Raw genomic sequence first — 16096 nt, 5'->3', positions numbered from 1 at the left:
GCTCACGATGTCTCCACGGAATCGGAGCCCCGCTGGCCCAGATAGCCGTAGCGGACTCGGAAGGGCAGGGTGGCCAGGCTGACCACGGCCCGGCTGCGGCGGGGCAGCCGGCTGCGCCACGCCTCGTCCCGGCGCACCTGCAGCGGGCCGCCGCTGAACCGCAGCGGGTTGCCGGCGACGCTGTGCACCCGGACCGGCGATGCGGGCGGCGACGGCTCCGGGTCGCCGCCCGGCGCCGGTCGCGCCGAGCGGGAGTCGTCGCCGGTGAGGATGCGCAGCGCCGCCGGGTCGTCCGGCAGGCCGGCGAACTCGCGGAGCCGGCGGACGGTGCCGGCCGGGTCGGCGGTGAAGTCCTCGTACCGCAGCCGGAGCACCGACGCCCGGGATGCGAGCAGGTGGAACGCCGCGTTCTGGGCGGTCCACAGCTTGCTCACCTCGAACGGCGAGAACGTCGGCATGAAGTCCTCGCCGTCGACCACCTCGGGGCGGCGCACCTGCTTGCCCCAGGAGTACGCCACCGCCCGGCTGTCCCGGACCAGGTGCAGCACCCGCAGGTCGAGGCCCTCGGCCCAGCGCAGCGCGAACGCCAGCGAGGCGTGCTTGCTGGAGTCCACCACCACCCGGGCGCCGGTCACCTTGGTCGCCGCCCGGTAGATGCGGGTGTAGAGGTCGGCGTACCGGCGGACGTCGGCGAGCTCCGCCGGGGCGAGCGAGGCCCTGGCCAGGCGGGGGATGTGCCGGGTCCGGTCGACCCGGTCCTTGAGCGCCAGCACCTCGTCCCGGTCGACGGTCGACCAGCCGCCGAAGGCGTGCTCGCCGACCTGCCGCCAGAACGGGCAGGCGGTGAAGCGTTCGCCGCACCCGCACCGCTCGTCGGCGCCGAGCGCCCGCTCCCAGAGGTGGACCACCTCCCCCACCGCGCACACGTCCGGGCTCTGCGCGAGCAGCAGTTCCAGCAGGGTGGAGCCGCTGCGGCCGAGGCCGCCGACGAAGAGCACCCGGGGCAGGTCGGCCGCCGTTCCGTCCCCGTTCACGGGCGCCGCCCACCGATGCGCTGGCGGACCCGCCGCGCCACCAGGTCGTCGACGACCCGGCCGACCCGGGCCACCGCCTCGGCGCGCGGATCCGGCCGGTCCGGGTCCGCTGCCAGGACGAACCGGGACGGGTCGGCGAGCCCCTCGTCGAGGGCGGCGACCAGCTCGGCCTCGGACTCGCAGAGCCGGACCAGGCCGGCCGCGCCGAGCCGGCGCGCGAAGAGCTGCTGGTGGTTGTCCACGTGCTCGTCGTGCGTCGGATCCCGGGGCACCACGATCGGCAGGTGACCGGTGCGCCGCGCCTCGGTGATGGTGGCCGGGCCGCCGTGACTCAGCACGAGCGTGGCCTCGGCCATCGCCCGTTGGAGTTCCTCGTGGCCGAGGAACGGCGCGGCGCCGGGCAGCCGCGGGGCGCGGCTGTGGCCGTACTGGAGGACGAGCCGGACCTCGGCGTGGTCGGCGTGCCAGCGCTCCAGCCAGTCCACCAGTCGGTCGAACCGGTGCACGTCGGTGCCCACCACGGCCAGCACGTACGGCGCCGAACCGCGGCCGTCGCGCTGCCGGGGAATGTAGGCGGTCACAGCAGGTTCCCCACGACGGTCGCCTCCGGGTACATCCGGCGCTGCTCCTCCCACTGGACGAGCATCGCGGAGAGGAAGGGTCGGCAGAGCCGGGCGGTCAGCGTCGCGCTGTCGATCCGGTCGTAGACCTCGATGTACACCGTCGGGATGCGCCGCAGCCGGGCCGCGACGACGAACGGCAGGGCCACCCCGGCGCCGGTGGTGACCACCGCGTCGACCGGGCGACGGCGCATCACGCGCAGCGCCAGGAAGGCGTTGCGGACCAGGTTCCGCACGTTCCGGGTGGTGGGGTGATGGGCCCACACGACGTCCTCGCCGTCGAGCAGCGATCGGGCGTCCGGGGTGTCGAAGGTGACCCAGGCGCGCGGCCGGTCCCGGTACCACGGCTCCAGGGCCAGCAGCTGGGCGAGATGCCCGCCACTGGACCCGACGAGCAGGACCTGACCCGCGCCCTCGGTTGACCCGCCTACCAACGTTCCTCCCCGTCCGGTGCCACCGCGCCCGGATTTCGGTGACTGACCCTCGGACGCGCCATGACAACCTATCGGCGCGGGGGTGGACAACTGAAGTGGCCGTTGGACCGATCCGGCACCACCGGTCCGGCGCGCGTCCGGCGGACCGGCGCGCCCTCGGCCGGGGCCGCCGCCGACCCCGGCCGAGGGCGAGGTCAGGCGTGGTCCGGGGCCACCGCACCACGACCGGTCGGGAGTGTGTCAGGATTCCGTCACCCGCTCCAGGCGAGGCGTCGACGTGGACGCCGTGACCGGTGCGGGTCGGCGGGGAGCGCGGAACCCCGCCGAATGGTCAGGCGGGGTCGGCCACATCTACGCGGTCCACCTACACCTGGGCATGCTTACCGGGACGCGAGCAGACTTTCCCTCATCGTTCGGATCGGGGACACTCAAAGCCACGGTCCGGTCCAGCTGCGCCGTGGACTGCCCGGCTCGGTCGAAAGGGAGCGACACACTCTGATGCCCTCACCCCACCTGGCCGAGAGCGATTCCGACGGGCCCGTCCTGATGGCCTACCTGGGCTGGCTCCGCCGCCGCTGGTGGATCCTGCTCCTCGCGGCGGTCCTCGGCACGGCCGGCGGCCTGGCGGTGAGCCAGTTCCAGCACGCGCGGTACACGTCGACCACCTCGCTGCTGGTGCGCCCGCTGGGTGCCGGCGCGGACAGCAACCCGAACGCCAAGGTGAACCTCGACACCGAGGCGCAGGTGGTCCGCTCGCTCGTCGTCGCGGACCGGGCGCGCACGCTGATGAAGAGCACGACCCCGGCCGACCAGCTGCTCCAGTCGGCGACGGTCACCGTGCCGCCGAACAGCCAGGTCCTCCAGGTGGCGTACGAGGCGGACAGCCCAGCCCAGGCCCAGGCCGGGTCGCACGCCTTCGCGCAGGCGTACCTGGACCTGCGCAAGGCCACCGCCCAGAAGAGCCTCGACAACGAGACCACCTCGCTGAAGCAGCAGATCACGGACGTCACCAAGCAGCTCGGCACGGTCGCCGGGCGGATCGCGGCGGCGCCGGCCAACTCGGTCGAGCGGGAGCGGGCCGAGGCCGACCGGAGCGTGCTGACCAACCAGCTCGCCTCGCTGAACAACCGGCTCAGCCCGCTGCTCTCCGCCGACACCGACCCAGGCGAGATCATCTCCGACGCCCGGCTGCCGACCAGCCCCAGCTCGCCGAACCGGACGCTGAACCTGGCCAGCGGCATGGGCGCCGGGCTGCTGCTCGGCATCGTGCTGGCGCTGGCGCTGGACCGGCTCGACACCCGGGTCCGCCGCGGCCGGGACATCTCCGACCGGGTCGGGCTGCCGCTGCTGCTGGAGCTTCCGCCGCGCACCTCGGCGCTGGCGGTGCTGCCGGCGACCCACAAGATCTCCCGCGAGCTGGGCCGGCTGCGCAACGTGCTGCTCTCCGCGGTGCCCGAACCCGCCCAGGCGGGCCGGGGGCGTCAGCTCCTGCTCTGCGACGGCTCGGCCGGCACGGCCGCCGGTTTCGTCGCCGCGAACCTGGCCGCCGCGTACGCCCGTACCGGCCAGCAAGTCGCCCTGATCACCACCAAGCCGGACTCGGCCCTGACCGCGATCACCGGGGTCGCCGAGGGCCGGCACAGCCTGGCCGCGGTGCTCCGCCGGGACGTCCCGGCGCTGAAGGCGCTGGCCCCGGTCCCCGGGCTGGGCCAGCTGCGGGTGCTGGTCCCCGGCGACCTCGACGCGGACGTCGAGCTGCCGGTGGCGGCGCTGCTGGAGATCCTGGCCGAGCTGGCGGCCCGCTTCGACCACGTGCTGATCGAGACCGCGCAGCCGACCCTCGCGGTCGAGGCGCAGGCGTTGGGCCGGCACGTCGACGCGGTGATCATGGTGGCGGAGGCGGGACGCACCCGCAGCGGCGAGCTGACCGCCGCGCTGCGCCAGTTCGAGCAGGTCGACGCCCCGGTCATCGGCGCCGTGCTCGCCCCGCGCCTGCCCGCACCGGCCGGCGGCGGCCCGGCCGGCAAGCCGGCGATCCCGGCCAACCGGCCCAAGCCGCGGCCGGGCCCCGGCCCCTCCGCCGGCGCGATGTCGGTGGAATCGACCATGGTGCTGCCCCGGATGAAGCCGTCCGCGTCGGGCGCGTCGGGCGGCGCGTCCGGGTCGGCCAAGCCGACGAATGCGGGCGGTCCGCTGCCGGTGACCGGCAACGGGCACGGCAGCACCTACCGGTCGCGGGGTGACGGCCCGGGAACGGACGGCCCGGGCCGCGGCAGCTACGCCCTGGACTCCGGCGAGGACCTGGGGTGAACCGCCGGCAGATGCTCCGCGCCGCCCTCGCCCCGGCCCTCGTGGTCGGCTTCGGCACGGCGTGCAGCGAACCCCAGCCCGCCGGCAGCATAGATGTGGTCGATCCGGGCGCGGCGGCGACGCCCGCCCCGAGCCCGACCCCGAGCCAGCCGCCGGCCCCGCTGACGGGCCTGCCGGTCAGCGCCGCGCCGGTGGCCGCCCGGCAGGCGGTCGCCGTGCCGATCCGGGTCACCCCGTCCAGCGCGCCGGCCGGCCTCGGCTCGGCCGACCTGGTGTACGTCGAGTTCGCCGAGTCCGACTCCCTGCACCTGACGGCGGTGTTCCAGTCCCGGGACGCCGCCAAGGTCGGCCCGGTCACCGAGATCCGCCCGGTCGACATCCGGTCCGTCGGCGTGCTGCGGCCCTTCGTCGGCCACGACGGCGGGCCGACCGGCTTCCTCAGTCAGTTCGAGAAGTCCGGGCTCACCGGGGTCACCCCGGCCGACGACGGCGACAAGGTCTTCACCTCGGACTACACCTCCACCGCCGCGCTCCGGAAGGCCGCGCCGAAGGGCGGCCAGCCGCCCACGCCGGTCTTCGACTACGCGACCGCCGGCACCGCCCTGGCCGCCCGCGACCTCACCCCGGCCCGGGAGCTGACCGTCACGGTCTCCGGCGGACCGCCGATGGTCTGGCGGTACGACGAGCAGAAGTCCCTCTGGGTGGGCAAGGTCGGCACCACCACCGTCACCGCCGCATCGGTGATCGTGCTGACCATGGAGTACCGGACGCTGGACGTCCGGCACCCGTCGCCGCGCTCGCTGCCCTCGGCCAATGTCTTCGGCGAGGGCGCGGTCGTCGCGGTCTCCGGCCCGTCGAGCGCCAAGGGCGCCTGGCGCAAGCCCGGCCAGCAGTTGGTCTGCAACGTCGCCGACCTGGGCGGCGACCTGCTGCACCCGCAGGCGGGCAACGCCTGGGTGATCTACGCGCCGACCACCGCCAAGGTCACCGTGAGATGAGTACGGTCACCCCGCACCGCCCCGCCCGCGGGTCGGCCCCGGCCGGTGGGCAGCGCCCCCAGCCCGGTGCGGCCCGGCTCGCGCCGGTGCCGGTCCAACCACGGGCCTGGTCGCTGCGGTTGCCGGCGGGGTGGCCGCTGAGTGCGCTCTTCGTGCTCTACCCGCTCTGGTGGGCGCTCGGGGTGTCGTCGTTCGTCTTCGTCATCTTCGCCGTGCCGATGCTGGTGCAGCTGCGCCGCCGCGGTCCGGTACTGGTGCCGCCCGGGTTCGGGCTCTGGCTCGTGCTGCTGCTCTGGGTGCTGCTGTCGGCGCTGATGCTCGACCTCACCGCACCCAACACGCTCCCCGCGTCCGGCGACGGCCGCTACATCGGCTGGGGCATCCGGCTGGCCAACTACCTCGCCATGACCGTGGTCATGCTCTACGTGCTCAACCTGCGCGAACGGGAGCTGCCCCAGCGACGGGTGGTCCGGCTCTTCGGCTTCATGGCCGTCGTCGTCGTGATCGGCGGTTACCTCGGCTCTCTCTTCCCCACCTTCAGCTTCGTCGCGCCGCTGCACTTCGTGCTGCCGCACTCCATCGCCAGCCAGCCCTTCGTCGCCTCGCTGATGCAGGTGGAGTTCGCCCAGGTCCAGCAGGTGCTGGCGGGCGAGGCCAGCTCGCCGCGCCCCTCCGCACCGTTCGAGTACACCAACTCGTGGGGCGAGAACACCGCGATCCTGCTGATCTGGCTGCTGGTCGGGTGGGTGGTGCTGGGCCGGCCGGTGCGCCGGCTGCTCGGCATCGCGATCGCGCTGGCGGCGGTCTTCCCGATCATCTACTCGCTCAACCGGGGCCTCTGGATCGGCCTGGGCATCTCCGCGGTCTACGTCGCGATCCGGCTGGCGCTGCGCGGCCGGATGGCGGTGCTCGGCGGGCTGGCCCTCGCGGTCGGGCTGATCGGCATCCTGGTCATCGCCACCCCCCTCGGCCGGACGTTCGACGAACGCCTGCAGAACGGGCACAGCGACGACATCCGCACCACCCTCTCCGAGGGCGCGATCGCCGCCGCGAACCACTCGCCCGTCCTGGGGTACGGCGGCAACCGGGCGCTGATCGGCAGCAACCGGTCGATCGCGATCGGCAAGTCCGACGACTGCAAGCAGTGCGGCAACCGGGAGCTGGGCAGCAACGGCCAGCTCTGGGCCCTGCTGGTCGGCCAGGGGTACGTCGGGGCGTTCTGCTACAGCGCGTTCTTCCTCTACTGCCTCTGGCGGTTCCGGCACGACCACAGCGCGATCGGCATCGCCGGCAGCCTGGTGGTGATCCTGATGCTCTTCTTCCAGTTCACCTACGGTGCGCTGGAAGCCACCCTCGCCTACGGCCTGACCTCGGTCGCCCTGCTCGCCCGCAACGACCGGCTGCGCCGGGCCGTCGCGCCGGCACCGCCCAGGAGCACCGTGGGTGGGCTGCGGGCCCGAATCGAAGCAGCCGGTGACCGTTGATGGTGTTCCGTGTTCCCCCGGACGGCGACGGCCGCTCCGCGTACCTGGCCGAACTGGCGGAACTGATCTGGCCCGCACCCGCCGAACCGACGCTGCGCCGGGGCGGCCGGGGCTGGGTGGTGGTGCCCTCGGCGGCCCGCCCGCGGCTGCTGGTGCCCACCGGGTCGCCCCGGGCCGCGGCGAGCGCCGTCCGGCACTCCACCGAGGCGGTCGGCCGGAAGGCGAAGCTGGTCCGGCAGGGGCTGGCCACCGCGTTCCGGCTCGGGCTGGGGCCGCTGGTGTTCCGCGACCGGCTGGTGGTGCGCTCCGCCGCCGGCACGCTCGACGCGTACCTGGCCGAGGTGCTGGGCACCCGGTCGCTGGTCAGCATGCACATCGGGCCGGCGCGGGCCAACCGCAAGCCCGTGCTCCAGCTGCTCGGCCCGGACGGGCGGGCGCTCGGGTACGCCAAGCTGGGCGTCGACCCGCTCACCCGGACCCTGATCGACGTGGAGGCCGCCGCGCTGCGCCGGCTCGCCGACCTGCCGCTGGGCCCGGTGACCGTGGCCGGCGTGCTGCACCACACCGAGTGGCACGGCCACGCGCTGCTCGTGCAGGAGGCCCTGCCGGTGCGACTGCCCCGGGCCACGCCGGCCGCCGCCGCAGCGGGCGAGCGGGCGGCGATGGTGGCGGTCGCCGGCTGCCTGGGCGTACGCCGCCGGTCGTACGCGGGCAGTGAACACGCGGCCCGGCTGGCCGACGCGATCGACGCGCTCGGCCCGCGGGCGGAGGCCGGGCGGCTGCGCGCAGTGCTGAAGAGCGTCGCGGACGCCGACCCGACGGTGGCCTTCGGCGCCTGGCACGGCGACTGGAACGGCGGCAACAGCGCCGTCCTCGCCGACGGCCGGGTGCTGGTCTGGGACTGGGAGCGGTTCTCCTCCGACGTGCCGGTCGGCTACGACGCGTTGCACCGGGCGGTGCAGACCGCCATCGGGCACGACGGCGTGGAGCCGACCGACGCCGCCCGGGCACTGATCACGGACGCGGCGGGGACGCTGGCGCCGTTCGACCAGGAGGGACGGGACGCCGACCTGGTCGCCGTGCTCTACCTGGTGGAGCTGGCAACGCGCTATCTGCGGGACCGGCAGGCGGAGGCGGGTGCGCGACTGGGGCACGTCGACGCCTGGCTGCTGCCGGCCGTCGAGGAGCACCTGGCCCGTCGGGCCCGGTGAGAGTGAGGAGTGGGGACGTGACGGTGGCCAAGGAGCAGGCGCTCCGAGCGGTGCGGACGGTGAGTCGGACGGTCGGTCGGTTGACCGCCGGATCCCGGATGACGCCCGGGTTCCTGATCGTGGGGGCGCAGCGCTGCGGCACCACCTCGCTGTTCAAGACGCTCTCCCAGCACCCCGGGGTGCTGCCGCCGGCGTACCACAAGGGTGTGCACTACTTCGACACCGACTACCAGCGGGGAATGAACTGGTACCTCGGGCACTTCCCCACCACCGCGAAGGCGGAGGCGGTCCGGGAACAGCTCGGCGTACGTGGGATCACCGGCGAGTCGAGCCCGTTCTACATGTTCCACCCGCTGGCCGGCGCGCGGATCGCGAAGGACCTGCCCGGGGTGCGGCTGCTCGTGCTGCTGCGCGACCCGGTGGAGCGGGCGTACTCGGCGCACTCGCACGAGCTGGCCCGGGGCTACGAGACCGAGTCGTCGTTCGAGCGGGCGCTGGCGCTGGAGGAGGAGCGGACCGCCGGCGAGCGGGAGCGGATGACCGCCGACCCGGCGTACCTGAGCCACCACCTCCAGCACAACGCGTACCTGGCCCGGGGGCGGTACATCGAGCAGCTGGAACGGCTGGAGTCGCTGGTCGGCCGGGAGCGGCTGCACGTCATCGACAGCGACGACTTCTTCGCCGACCCGCGGCCGGCGTTCGACGCGGTCTGCGACTTCGTCGGCCTGCCCCGCTGGACGGACATCTCCTTCGGCAAGCACAACTCGCGGTCCCGGTCTCCGATGTCGGCCGAGCTGCGGGCCCGGCTCGAGGAGCACTTCGCCCCGTACGACGAGCGGCTGGCCACCTGGTGGGGACGCGTGCCGTCGTGGCGGCGGTGACCCGGGCGGACACCGGTGCCGGCCCGGCGGTGACCGCCGAGGCCGGCGGTCCGGCCGCGGCGGCCGGCGCGGGCCTGGGTGGGGCGGCCCGGCAGGGCTTCGCCAACCTGGTCGGGGTCGGCATCGCCGCGGTGACCGGCTTCGGGTTGAACATCGTCATCACCCGGGGCTGGTCGGTCCGCGAGGCCGGCATGTTCTTCGCCGCCGCCAGCGCGTTCATGATCGCGTCGTCGGCGGCCCGGCTCGGCACCGACGTGGGGACGGTCTACTTCGTCAGCCGGTACCGCGCCCTCGGCCAGCGCGACCGGATCCGCGGCACGGTGCTGGTGGGGCTGGTGCCGGTGCTGGCCGTCGGGGCGCTGCTCGCCCTGGCCGGCTGGCTGGCCGCCCCCGCGCTCGCCGAGCTGACCATGCCGGAGGCCGGTCCGGGCGCGGTGACCGCGCTGCGCATCCTGCTGGCCTTCGTGCCGCTGGCGGCGCTCACCGACTACGCGCTCGCCGCCTGCCGGGGTTTCGGGCAGATGCGCCCGCTGTTGACCGTGGAACGGCTCGGCCGGACGCTGGTCCAGTTCGTCGCGGTCGCCGTGGCCGCCTGGCTCGGCCTCTCCGCCACCAGCGCGCTGCCGCTGGCCTGGGCGGTGCCCTACCTGCTGACCGCCGCCGTCGCGCTGGCCTGGCTCGGCCGGCTGGTCCGGCGCGCCGAACGCGAGGTCGCCCGGCCGGTGCCGGCGCGCGAGCTGGCCGGACCGTTCTGGCGGTTCACCGGGCCCCGGGCACTGAGCAGCCTGGCCGCCATCATCGTGCAGCGGCTGGACATCGTGCTGCTCAGCGCGTTGCGCGGGCCAGCCGACGCGGCGGTCTACACCGCCGCGACCCGGTTCCTCGCGCTGGGCCAGCTCTCCAGCGTGGCGCTGGCCGGCTCGGTGCAGCACCGGATGGCCGCCGCCTTCGCCCGCGACGACCAGGCCGAGGCGCGACAGCTCTACCAGGCCGCGACCGGCTGGCTGGTGCTGCTCTCCTGGCCGGCGTACCTGGTCTTCGCCGCCTTCGCCGGGCCGATGCTGGCGCTCTTCGGCGCCGGCTACGGCGCGGGTCGCCGGGTGGTGGTGCTGCTCGCGCTGACCATGCTGGTGGCGACCGGCTGCGGCATGGTCGACATGGTGCTCAACATGGCCGGCCGGACCGCCTGGACCTTCTACAACGCGATGGCCGGCACCGCGGTCAACGTGGTCGCCAACGTCGCGCTCATCCCGGTGTACGGCATCGTCGGCGCCGCCCTGGCCTGGACCGCGTCCATCCTGCTCACCAACCTGGTACCGCTGGCGCAGCTCTGGTGGTCGCTGCGGCTGCACCCGTTCGGTCGGGGCACCCGCGCCGCGATGGCCCTCGCCACGGCCACGTTCGGACTGCCGCTCGGGCTGGCCAGCCTGCTCGGCGCGGCGGCGCCGGTGCTCGCCCTGGTGACGGCGGTCGGCGCGGCGGCGTACCTGGCCGGCGCCTGGCGCTGGCGGACCACCCTGCACCTCGACGCGCTCCGCGCGCTGCGCCGGGGCCGGAACCGCTCCGGTCCGGCGCCCGCCGCACAGTCGTGACCTGCCCCTGCCCACCGATGGGACACCGATGACCAGCAGCACGCCCCTCGCCCCGCACACCGGCCTCTCCGCCGTGCAGGCCGCGAAACTCGCCGCCGTAGGTCTGGTGGCAGACCGGAAGGAACGCCGGGAGCTGGAGCGCCCGGTGCCGGCCGCCGGCCGGAAGCTGAGCCTCAAGGTCGAGCGGCCGATCTTCATCCTCGGCGCGCCCCGCTCCGGCACCACCTTCCTGGGCAGCTGCGTCGGGGCGCTGCCGGAGGTGTCGTACCACTTCGAGCCGCGGCTGACCAAGGCGGTGGCCCGCTGCGTGTACGAGGGCAGCTGGACCCCGCAGCGGGCGGCCCGCTACTTCCGCGGCTACTACGGCGCGCTGCTCGCCGCCTCCGGCCACGGCGGGCTGCGGTTCGCCGAGAAGGACCCGGAGAACTGCTTCATCGTGCCGTTCCTGACCGAGGTCTTCCCGGACGCGGTCTTCCTGCACGTCTACCGGGACGGCCGGGACGTGGCGGTGTCGCACGCCGAGCAGCCCTGGCTGAACGCCGCCTCCACCGGCACCGGGAAGAGCGGCCGCGGCGGCACCCCGTGGGGCGCGGCGCCGCGCTTCTGGGTCGAGCCGGAGCGGCGGGAGGAGTTCAGCCGGGTCTCCGACCTGGCCCGCTCGGCGTGGATGTGGCGCCGGTTCACCGGCAGCGCCCTGGCCCAGCTCGCCGAACTGCCCGCCGAGCGGGTACGCCACCTGCGCTACGAGGACATCGTCACCCGGCCGGCGGAGGCCGCCGAGGTGGTCGCCGACTTCCTCGAGGTGGGCGACCCGGCGGGGCGGCAGGCCCTGCACGCCCGGTTCGGCCAGGCCCGCCCCGGCTCGGTCGGCCGGTGGCGGGCCCGGCTCGACGAAACCGACCTGACCGACGTCCGGGCCCAGGCCGAGCCGCTGCTGACCGAACTCGGCTACCCCGGGTGAGCTCCGCCGCGCCGGTAGAGTGCGTGGGGTCGTCCGGCCATCCCGGGCTCCGCTGAGGCGGAGCCGTCGGGGGAATCCGTGGGGCCGGCGACCTTCCTGGGGAGAGGTTGCGGTGGTACGACGACTACGACGGACGATGGCGGCTGTGCTCACCCTGACCTGCCTGGCGCCCGCGCTGGCGGCCTGCGAGTCGAATCCCGCCGAGCGGCCGGCGGAGCGGGCGACGGTGGTGGCGCCACCACCCACGGTGGAGCCACGGACCGACCCGGTGCGGACCACCGGGCTGGGGCCCGAGCCGCCGGAGCAGGGCGCCTGGCTCGGCGCCTGGGTCAAGCCGCAATGGCACAACGCCACCGGCCGGGCCGCCGCGCTCGACGAGTTCAACCGGGCCGCCGGCGGGAAGCTCACCATGGCGCACATGTTCCACCAGTGGAACGAGTCGTTCCCGGGCGCGACGGAACAGGCGTTCCAGGCCATGGGGAAGCTCCAGATGATCTCCTGGCAGGGTACGGACACCCGGTCGACGGTGAGCGGCACCTACGACTCGCTGATCCGGCAGCGGGCCGAGGACGTGAAGGCGTTCGGGCTGCCGGTGCTGCTGCGGTACCGCTGGGAGATGGACCGGCCGAACCTGGCCGCGAGCATCCACTCGCCGGAGGACTACGTGGCCGCCTGGAAGCACATCCGGGCCATCTTCACCGAGGTCGGGGTCACCAACGCGGGCTGGGTGTGGTGCCCGCACGCGGACGGCTTCGCCGAGGACGAACGCGCGGCCGAGGCGTACTACCCGGGTGACGACCAGGTGGACTGGCTCTGCGCCGACGTCTACCCGGGCCCGGAGTGGGCCAGCTTCAGCAACCGGATGGACCACTTCATGGCCTTCGCCCAGCAGCACCCGCGGCCGGTGGTGATCGGCGAGTACGGCCTCACCCAGGAGGGCCGGCCCGGGCAGCGGGCCGAGTGGCTGCGCGAGGTCGGTCCGTACCTGAAGAAGCACCCGCAGATCAAGGCCGCGCTCTACTTCGCCGCGAAGCAGACCACCAAGCCGTTGTACGACAGCACGTTCGGTAACGACCCGGAGAGCGCGGCGGTCTTCCGCGAGATGGCCACCGACCCGTACTTCTCGCCGCCCCCGCCCGACCTGACCGTCTCGTCGGGGCCCCCGCCGGCATCGGCCCGCTGATCGTCCCTCGTCTTTTCGTGTGATCCGCACTGGCTCGGCGGCCCGCCCGGGCAGATTGCTCGGCCAATATCACGATCCCGGGTGGACGCGGCGCACCTCCATGCGCGAAAGTGTTGCTTTCACGTCTGTGGTCGGCCATCCCGGTCGGACGCCTCACGCCGCTCCGATTCCCGGCCCCGATCACAGCTCTCCGACGCGCCTCCGGAGTTGCCTGTGCCTTCCTCGTTACTGAGACACCGCACGGTGTCCCTGTTCGGTGCCGCCGCACTCGGCGTCACCAGCCTCTTCACGGCCAGCCCCGCGCTGGCCGCCCCGCCGAACCACGACACCGTCGTCGCCGACGTGCCGTCCAGCCAGACCCCCAACATCGTCGACGGCAACGTGGTGGCGATCTACGACGCGGGCACGAAGGTGATCGCCGCCGGGTCGTTCACCCAGGCGCAGAACCGCGGCTCGTCCCCCACCACCGTCACCCAGAAGTACGTACTGGCCTTCGACAAGGCCACCGGTGACATCGACACCGCCTTCAAGCCGGTGCTCGACCGTCCGGTGAACGCGGTGATCGCCGGCCCGACCGCGGACACGGTCTACCTCGCCGGGGAGTTCACCACCGCCAACGGCGTCAACCGGCGCAAGTTGGCGCTGGTCAACGTCTCCGACGGCTCGCTGGTCACCACCTTCAAAGGCCCGGCCTTCAACGGCACCATCAACGACATCACCAAGGTCGGTGACCGACTGCTGGTCGGCGGCATCTTCTTCACCGCCGACGCGAGCGCCCGCAACGGTCTCGCCTCGCTGGACGCCACCACCGGTGCGCTGGACAGCTACCTCAACGTGCCGCTGACCGAGCACCACAACTGGACCACCGGCAGCACCGGCGCCCAGGCCGGCGTCGGCGCCGAGAAGCTGACGGTGTCGCCGGACGGCAAGCAGCTGGTGGTCATCGGCAACTTCAAGAAGGCCGACGCAGCGGTGCACGACCAGATCGTGCGGATCAACCTCGGCGACACCTCGGCGACCGTCGCCGACTGGAACACCGACCGGTACGCCCCGGCCTGCCGGGCGGCGTCCTTCGACTCGTACGTCCGGGACGTGCAGTTCTCCCCGGACGGCAAGTACTTCGTCGTGGGCACCACCGGTGCGGCGTACCCGGGCACGCTGTGCGACGCGGTAGCGCGCTGGGAGTCCGACGCCACCGGCTCCGGGCAGCAGCCCACCTGGGTCAACTACAGCGGCGGCGACACCTTCCTCTCGGTCGGCATCAGCGAGCAGGCCGTCTACGTCGGCGGCCACTTCCGCTGGTCGAACAACTCGACGGGCACCGACAAGGCCGCCCCGGGTGCCGTCGGCCGGCCCAGCATCGCCGCGCTCGACCCGAAGAGCGGCCTGCCGCTGGCCTGGAACCCGGGCCGGCACCCCCGCGGGTACGGCGTCACCGAGCTGCTGGTCACCGATGAAGGCCTCTGGCTCGGCAGCGACGAGGACTGGATCGGCAACTTCCAGTACAAGCGGGCGAAGATCGCCTTCTTCCCGCTGACCGGCGGCAACGCCCCGCACTCCACCGCCACGAAGGACCTGCCCGGCAACGTCTACCAGGCGGGCCAGTCGAAGCCGACCCAGGTGCTCTACCGGGTCAACGCGGGCGGCCCGCAGCTCGCCGCGATCGACGGCGGCCCGAACTGGGCGCCCGACCCGTACACCGCCCCGAGCAGCCTGCACAACGCCGGCAGCAACACCAAGGGGTACGCCACGCCGGCGACGCTGGACTCCACGGTGCCGGGCAGCACCCCGGTCGACCTGTTCAGCACCGAGCGGTGGGACCCGAACACCGCGCCGGAGATGCAGTGGAACTTCCCGGTCCCGGCGGGCGCCCAGATCCAGGTGCGGCTCTACCTGGCCAACCGGTACTCCGGCACGGGCACCGTGGGCTCGCGGGTGTTCAACGTGAGCATCGACGGCGCGCTGAAGCTGGACCGCTTCGACGCGGTCGCCGCCACCGGCGGCACGGACCGGGGCACGATGCGCTCCTTCCCGCTGGTCAGTGACGGCAACGTGGACATCGACTTCGGCCACGTCGTGGAGAACCCGCTGGTCCAGGGCATCGAGATCGTGCAGGTCGCGCCGGCGCCCACCGCGGACGACGTGCTGTACCGGGTCAACGCAGGCGGTCCCGCGGTCGCCGCCGCGAGCGGCCCGGCCTGGGCGGTCGACACCGTCGAGGCTCCGAGCCAGTACCACAACGCCGGCAGCAACACGAAGGGCTACGCCACCCTGGCGGCGCTCGACGCCACGGTTCCCGCCGGCACCCCGGCGTCGCTGTACAGCGACGAGCGGTGGGACCCGAGCACCGCGCCGGACATGCAGTGGGACTTCCCGGTCCCGGCCGGGCAGCAGGTCCAGGTGCGGCTCTACCTGGCCAACCGGTACACCGGCACCAACACCCCCGGCAAGCGGTTCTTCGACGTCAGCATCGACGGCCTGGTCCGGCTGAACGACTTCGACCCGGTGGTCGAGGCCGGCGGCACCGACCGGGGCACGATGCGCGCCTTCACCGTCACCAGCGACGGCAACGTCGACATCGACTTCGGTCGGGTGGTGGAGAACCCGCTCGTGCAGGCCATCGAGCTGGTCAAGGTGCCGGCGCTGCCCTCCGCGGCCGAGCTGAACAGCGTCACCAAGCGGTCGTACGACGGCGGCTACGCGGCCGGCTCGGCGAGCGCCGTCGCCAACTCCGACGGCACCGCCTGGGCGTCCGCCAAGGGCGCGTTCTGGATCGGCGGCACGCTCTTCTACGGCATGAACGGCTCGCTCTACCAGCGCTCGTTCGACGGCGACACCTTCGGTGCGCCGAGCAAGGTCGACCCGTACCACGACGCCACCTGGGACACCGTCGAGACCGGGTCCGCCAAGCCCGGTGAGTCGCAGACGTACGTGGGCTCCGCGTCGAGCTTCTACGCGGAGATCCCGAACGTGACCGGCATGTTCTACAAGGGTGGGCGGCTCTACTACACCCTCGCCGGGCAGAGCAGCCTCTACTGGCGCTGGTTCACGCCGGACAGCGGCACCGTCGGCGCCGACCGGTTCACCTACATGACCTCGACGTTCTTCGCCGGGGCCGGTGGGGTCTTCACCGCGGACAACTCGCTCTACGTGGTCCGGCAGAGCAACGGCAACCTGGAGCGGATGGCGTGGCCGACCGACCCGTCGGAGCCGCAGTTCTCCTCCACGGTCAGCGGCCCGGGTATGGACGGGGTCGACTGGCGCGGCGCGGCGGTCTTCGTCGGCCCGTGATCTGACGCGTGAACAGCGATGGCCCGGCCGGTATCGGCCGGGCCATCGCCCTTTCCGGGCCCGGGCGCGTCGCGCCCGGGCCTTTGTCGTCTCCTTC

At 73.6% G+C, this 16096-nt stretch carries 12 protein-coding genes; 9 read left to right on the top strand and 3 right to left on the bottom strand.

The window, feature by feature from the left end; genetic code table 11:
- Positions 1 to 2: 2 nt before the first annotated feature.
- From ACFOYX_RS32095 to ACFOYX_RS32085, 3 genes are read right to left on the bottom strand one after another with little or no spacing between them, the layout of a single operon-like run.
- Positions 3 to 1034, bottom strand: coding sequence for a sulfotransferase (locus ACFOYX_RS32095; RefSeq protein ID WP_322442607.1), 1032 nt, complete (start codon positions 1032 to 1034; stop codon positions 3 to 5).
- A complete protein-coding gene (locus ACFOYX_RS32090; RefSeq protein WP_322442608.1) occupies positions 1031 to 1615 on the bottom strand; it encodes a glycosyltransferase in 585 nt (194 codons plus the stop codon). Before ACFOYX_RS32090 ends, ACFOYX_RS32095 begins: the two co-directional genes overlap by 4 nt.
- Positions 1612 to 2088, bottom strand: a complete 477-nt coding sequence (locus ACFOYX_RS32085) for a UDP-N-acetylglucosamine--LPS N-acetylglucosamine transferase (protein ID WP_109799803.1) — start codon at positions 2086 to 2088, stop codon at positions 1612 to 1614. Before ACFOYX_RS32085 ends, ACFOYX_RS32090 begins: the two co-directional genes overlap by 4 nt.
- Positions 2089 to 2586: 498 nt before the next feature.
- Between ACFOYX_RS32085 and ACFOYX_RS32080 the strand changes: the two genes are divergently transcribed.
- From ACFOYX_RS32080 to ACFOYX_RS32040, 9 genes are all read left to right on the top strand, one after another.
- A complete protein-coding gene (locus tag ACFOYX_RS32080; protein WP_322442609.1) occupies positions 2587 to 4398 on the top strand; it encodes a Wzz/FepE/Etk N-terminal domain-containing protein in 1812 nt (603 codons plus the stop codon).
- Positions 4395 to 5396: a DUF3048 domain-containing protein gene (locus ACFOYX_RS32075; RefSeq protein WP_322442610.1), complete on the top strand. Its 1002-nt coding sequence runs from the start codon at positions 4395 to 4397 to the stop codon at positions 5394 to 5396. The genes ACFOYX_RS32080 and ACFOYX_RS32075 overlap by 4 nt, the downstream gene beginning before the upstream one ends.
- Positions 5393 to 6880, top strand: a complete 1488-nt coding sequence (locus tag ACFOYX_RS32070) for an O-antigen ligase domain-containing protein (protein ID WP_322442611.1) — start codon at positions 5393 to 5395, stop codon at positions 6878 to 6880. The genes ACFOYX_RS32075 and ACFOYX_RS32070 overlap by 4 nt, the downstream gene beginning before the upstream one ends.
- A complete protein-coding gene (locus tag ACFOYX_RS32065; RefSeq protein ID WP_322442612.1) occupies positions 6880 to 8091 on the top strand; it encodes a hypothetical protein in 1212 nt (403 codons plus the stop codon). The genes ACFOYX_RS32070 and ACFOYX_RS32065 overlap by 1 nt, the downstream gene beginning before the upstream one ends.
- A gap of 17 nt (positions 8092 to 8108) precedes the next feature.
- The gene (locus ACFOYX_RS32060) at positions 8109 to 8972 is read left to right on the top strand and encodes a sulfotransferase (protein ID WP_322442613.1); all 864 of its coding nucleotides are present in this window, start codon (positions 8109 to 8111) and stop codon (positions 8970 to 8972) included.
- Entirely contained in the window at positions 8942 to 10564 is a 1623-nt protein-coding gene (locus ACFOYX_RS32055; protein ID WP_322442614.1) for a polysaccharide biosynthesis C-terminal domain-containing protein, read from the top strand. Before ACFOYX_RS32060 ends, ACFOYX_RS32055 begins: the two co-directional genes overlap by 31 nt.
- Before the next feature lie 28 nt (positions 10565 to 10592).
- A complete protein-coding gene (locus tag ACFOYX_RS32050) occupies positions 10593 to 11525 on the top strand; it encodes a sulfotransferase (RefSeq protein WP_322442615.1) in 933 nt (310 codons plus the stop codon).
- Positions 11526 to 11661: 136 nt separating this feature from the next.
- Positions 11662 to 12708, top strand: coding sequence for a glycosyl hydrolase (locus ACFOYX_RS32045; RefSeq protein WP_322442616.1), 1047 nt, complete (start codon positions 11662 to 11664; stop codon positions 12706 to 12708).
- 243 nt (positions 12709 to 12951) lie between these two features.
- On the top strand, positions 12952 to 15999 hold the full coding sequence (locus ACFOYX_RS32040; RefSeq protein ID WP_322442617.1) for a malectin domain-containing carbohydrate-binding protein: 3048 nt from the start codon (positions 12952 to 12954) through the stop codon (positions 15997 to 15999).
- Positions 16000 to 16096: the final 97 nt, after the last annotated feature.

This window comes from Micromonospora sp. GCM10011541, from assembly GCF_042650725.1.
Taxonomy (GTDB): Bacteria; Actinomycetota; Actinomycetes; order Mycobacteriales; family Micromonosporaceae; genus Micromonospora; species Micromonospora sicca.
Note: the sequence above shows the minus strand (reverse complement) of the source record. Positions and strands in the feature narration are given on the sequence as shown.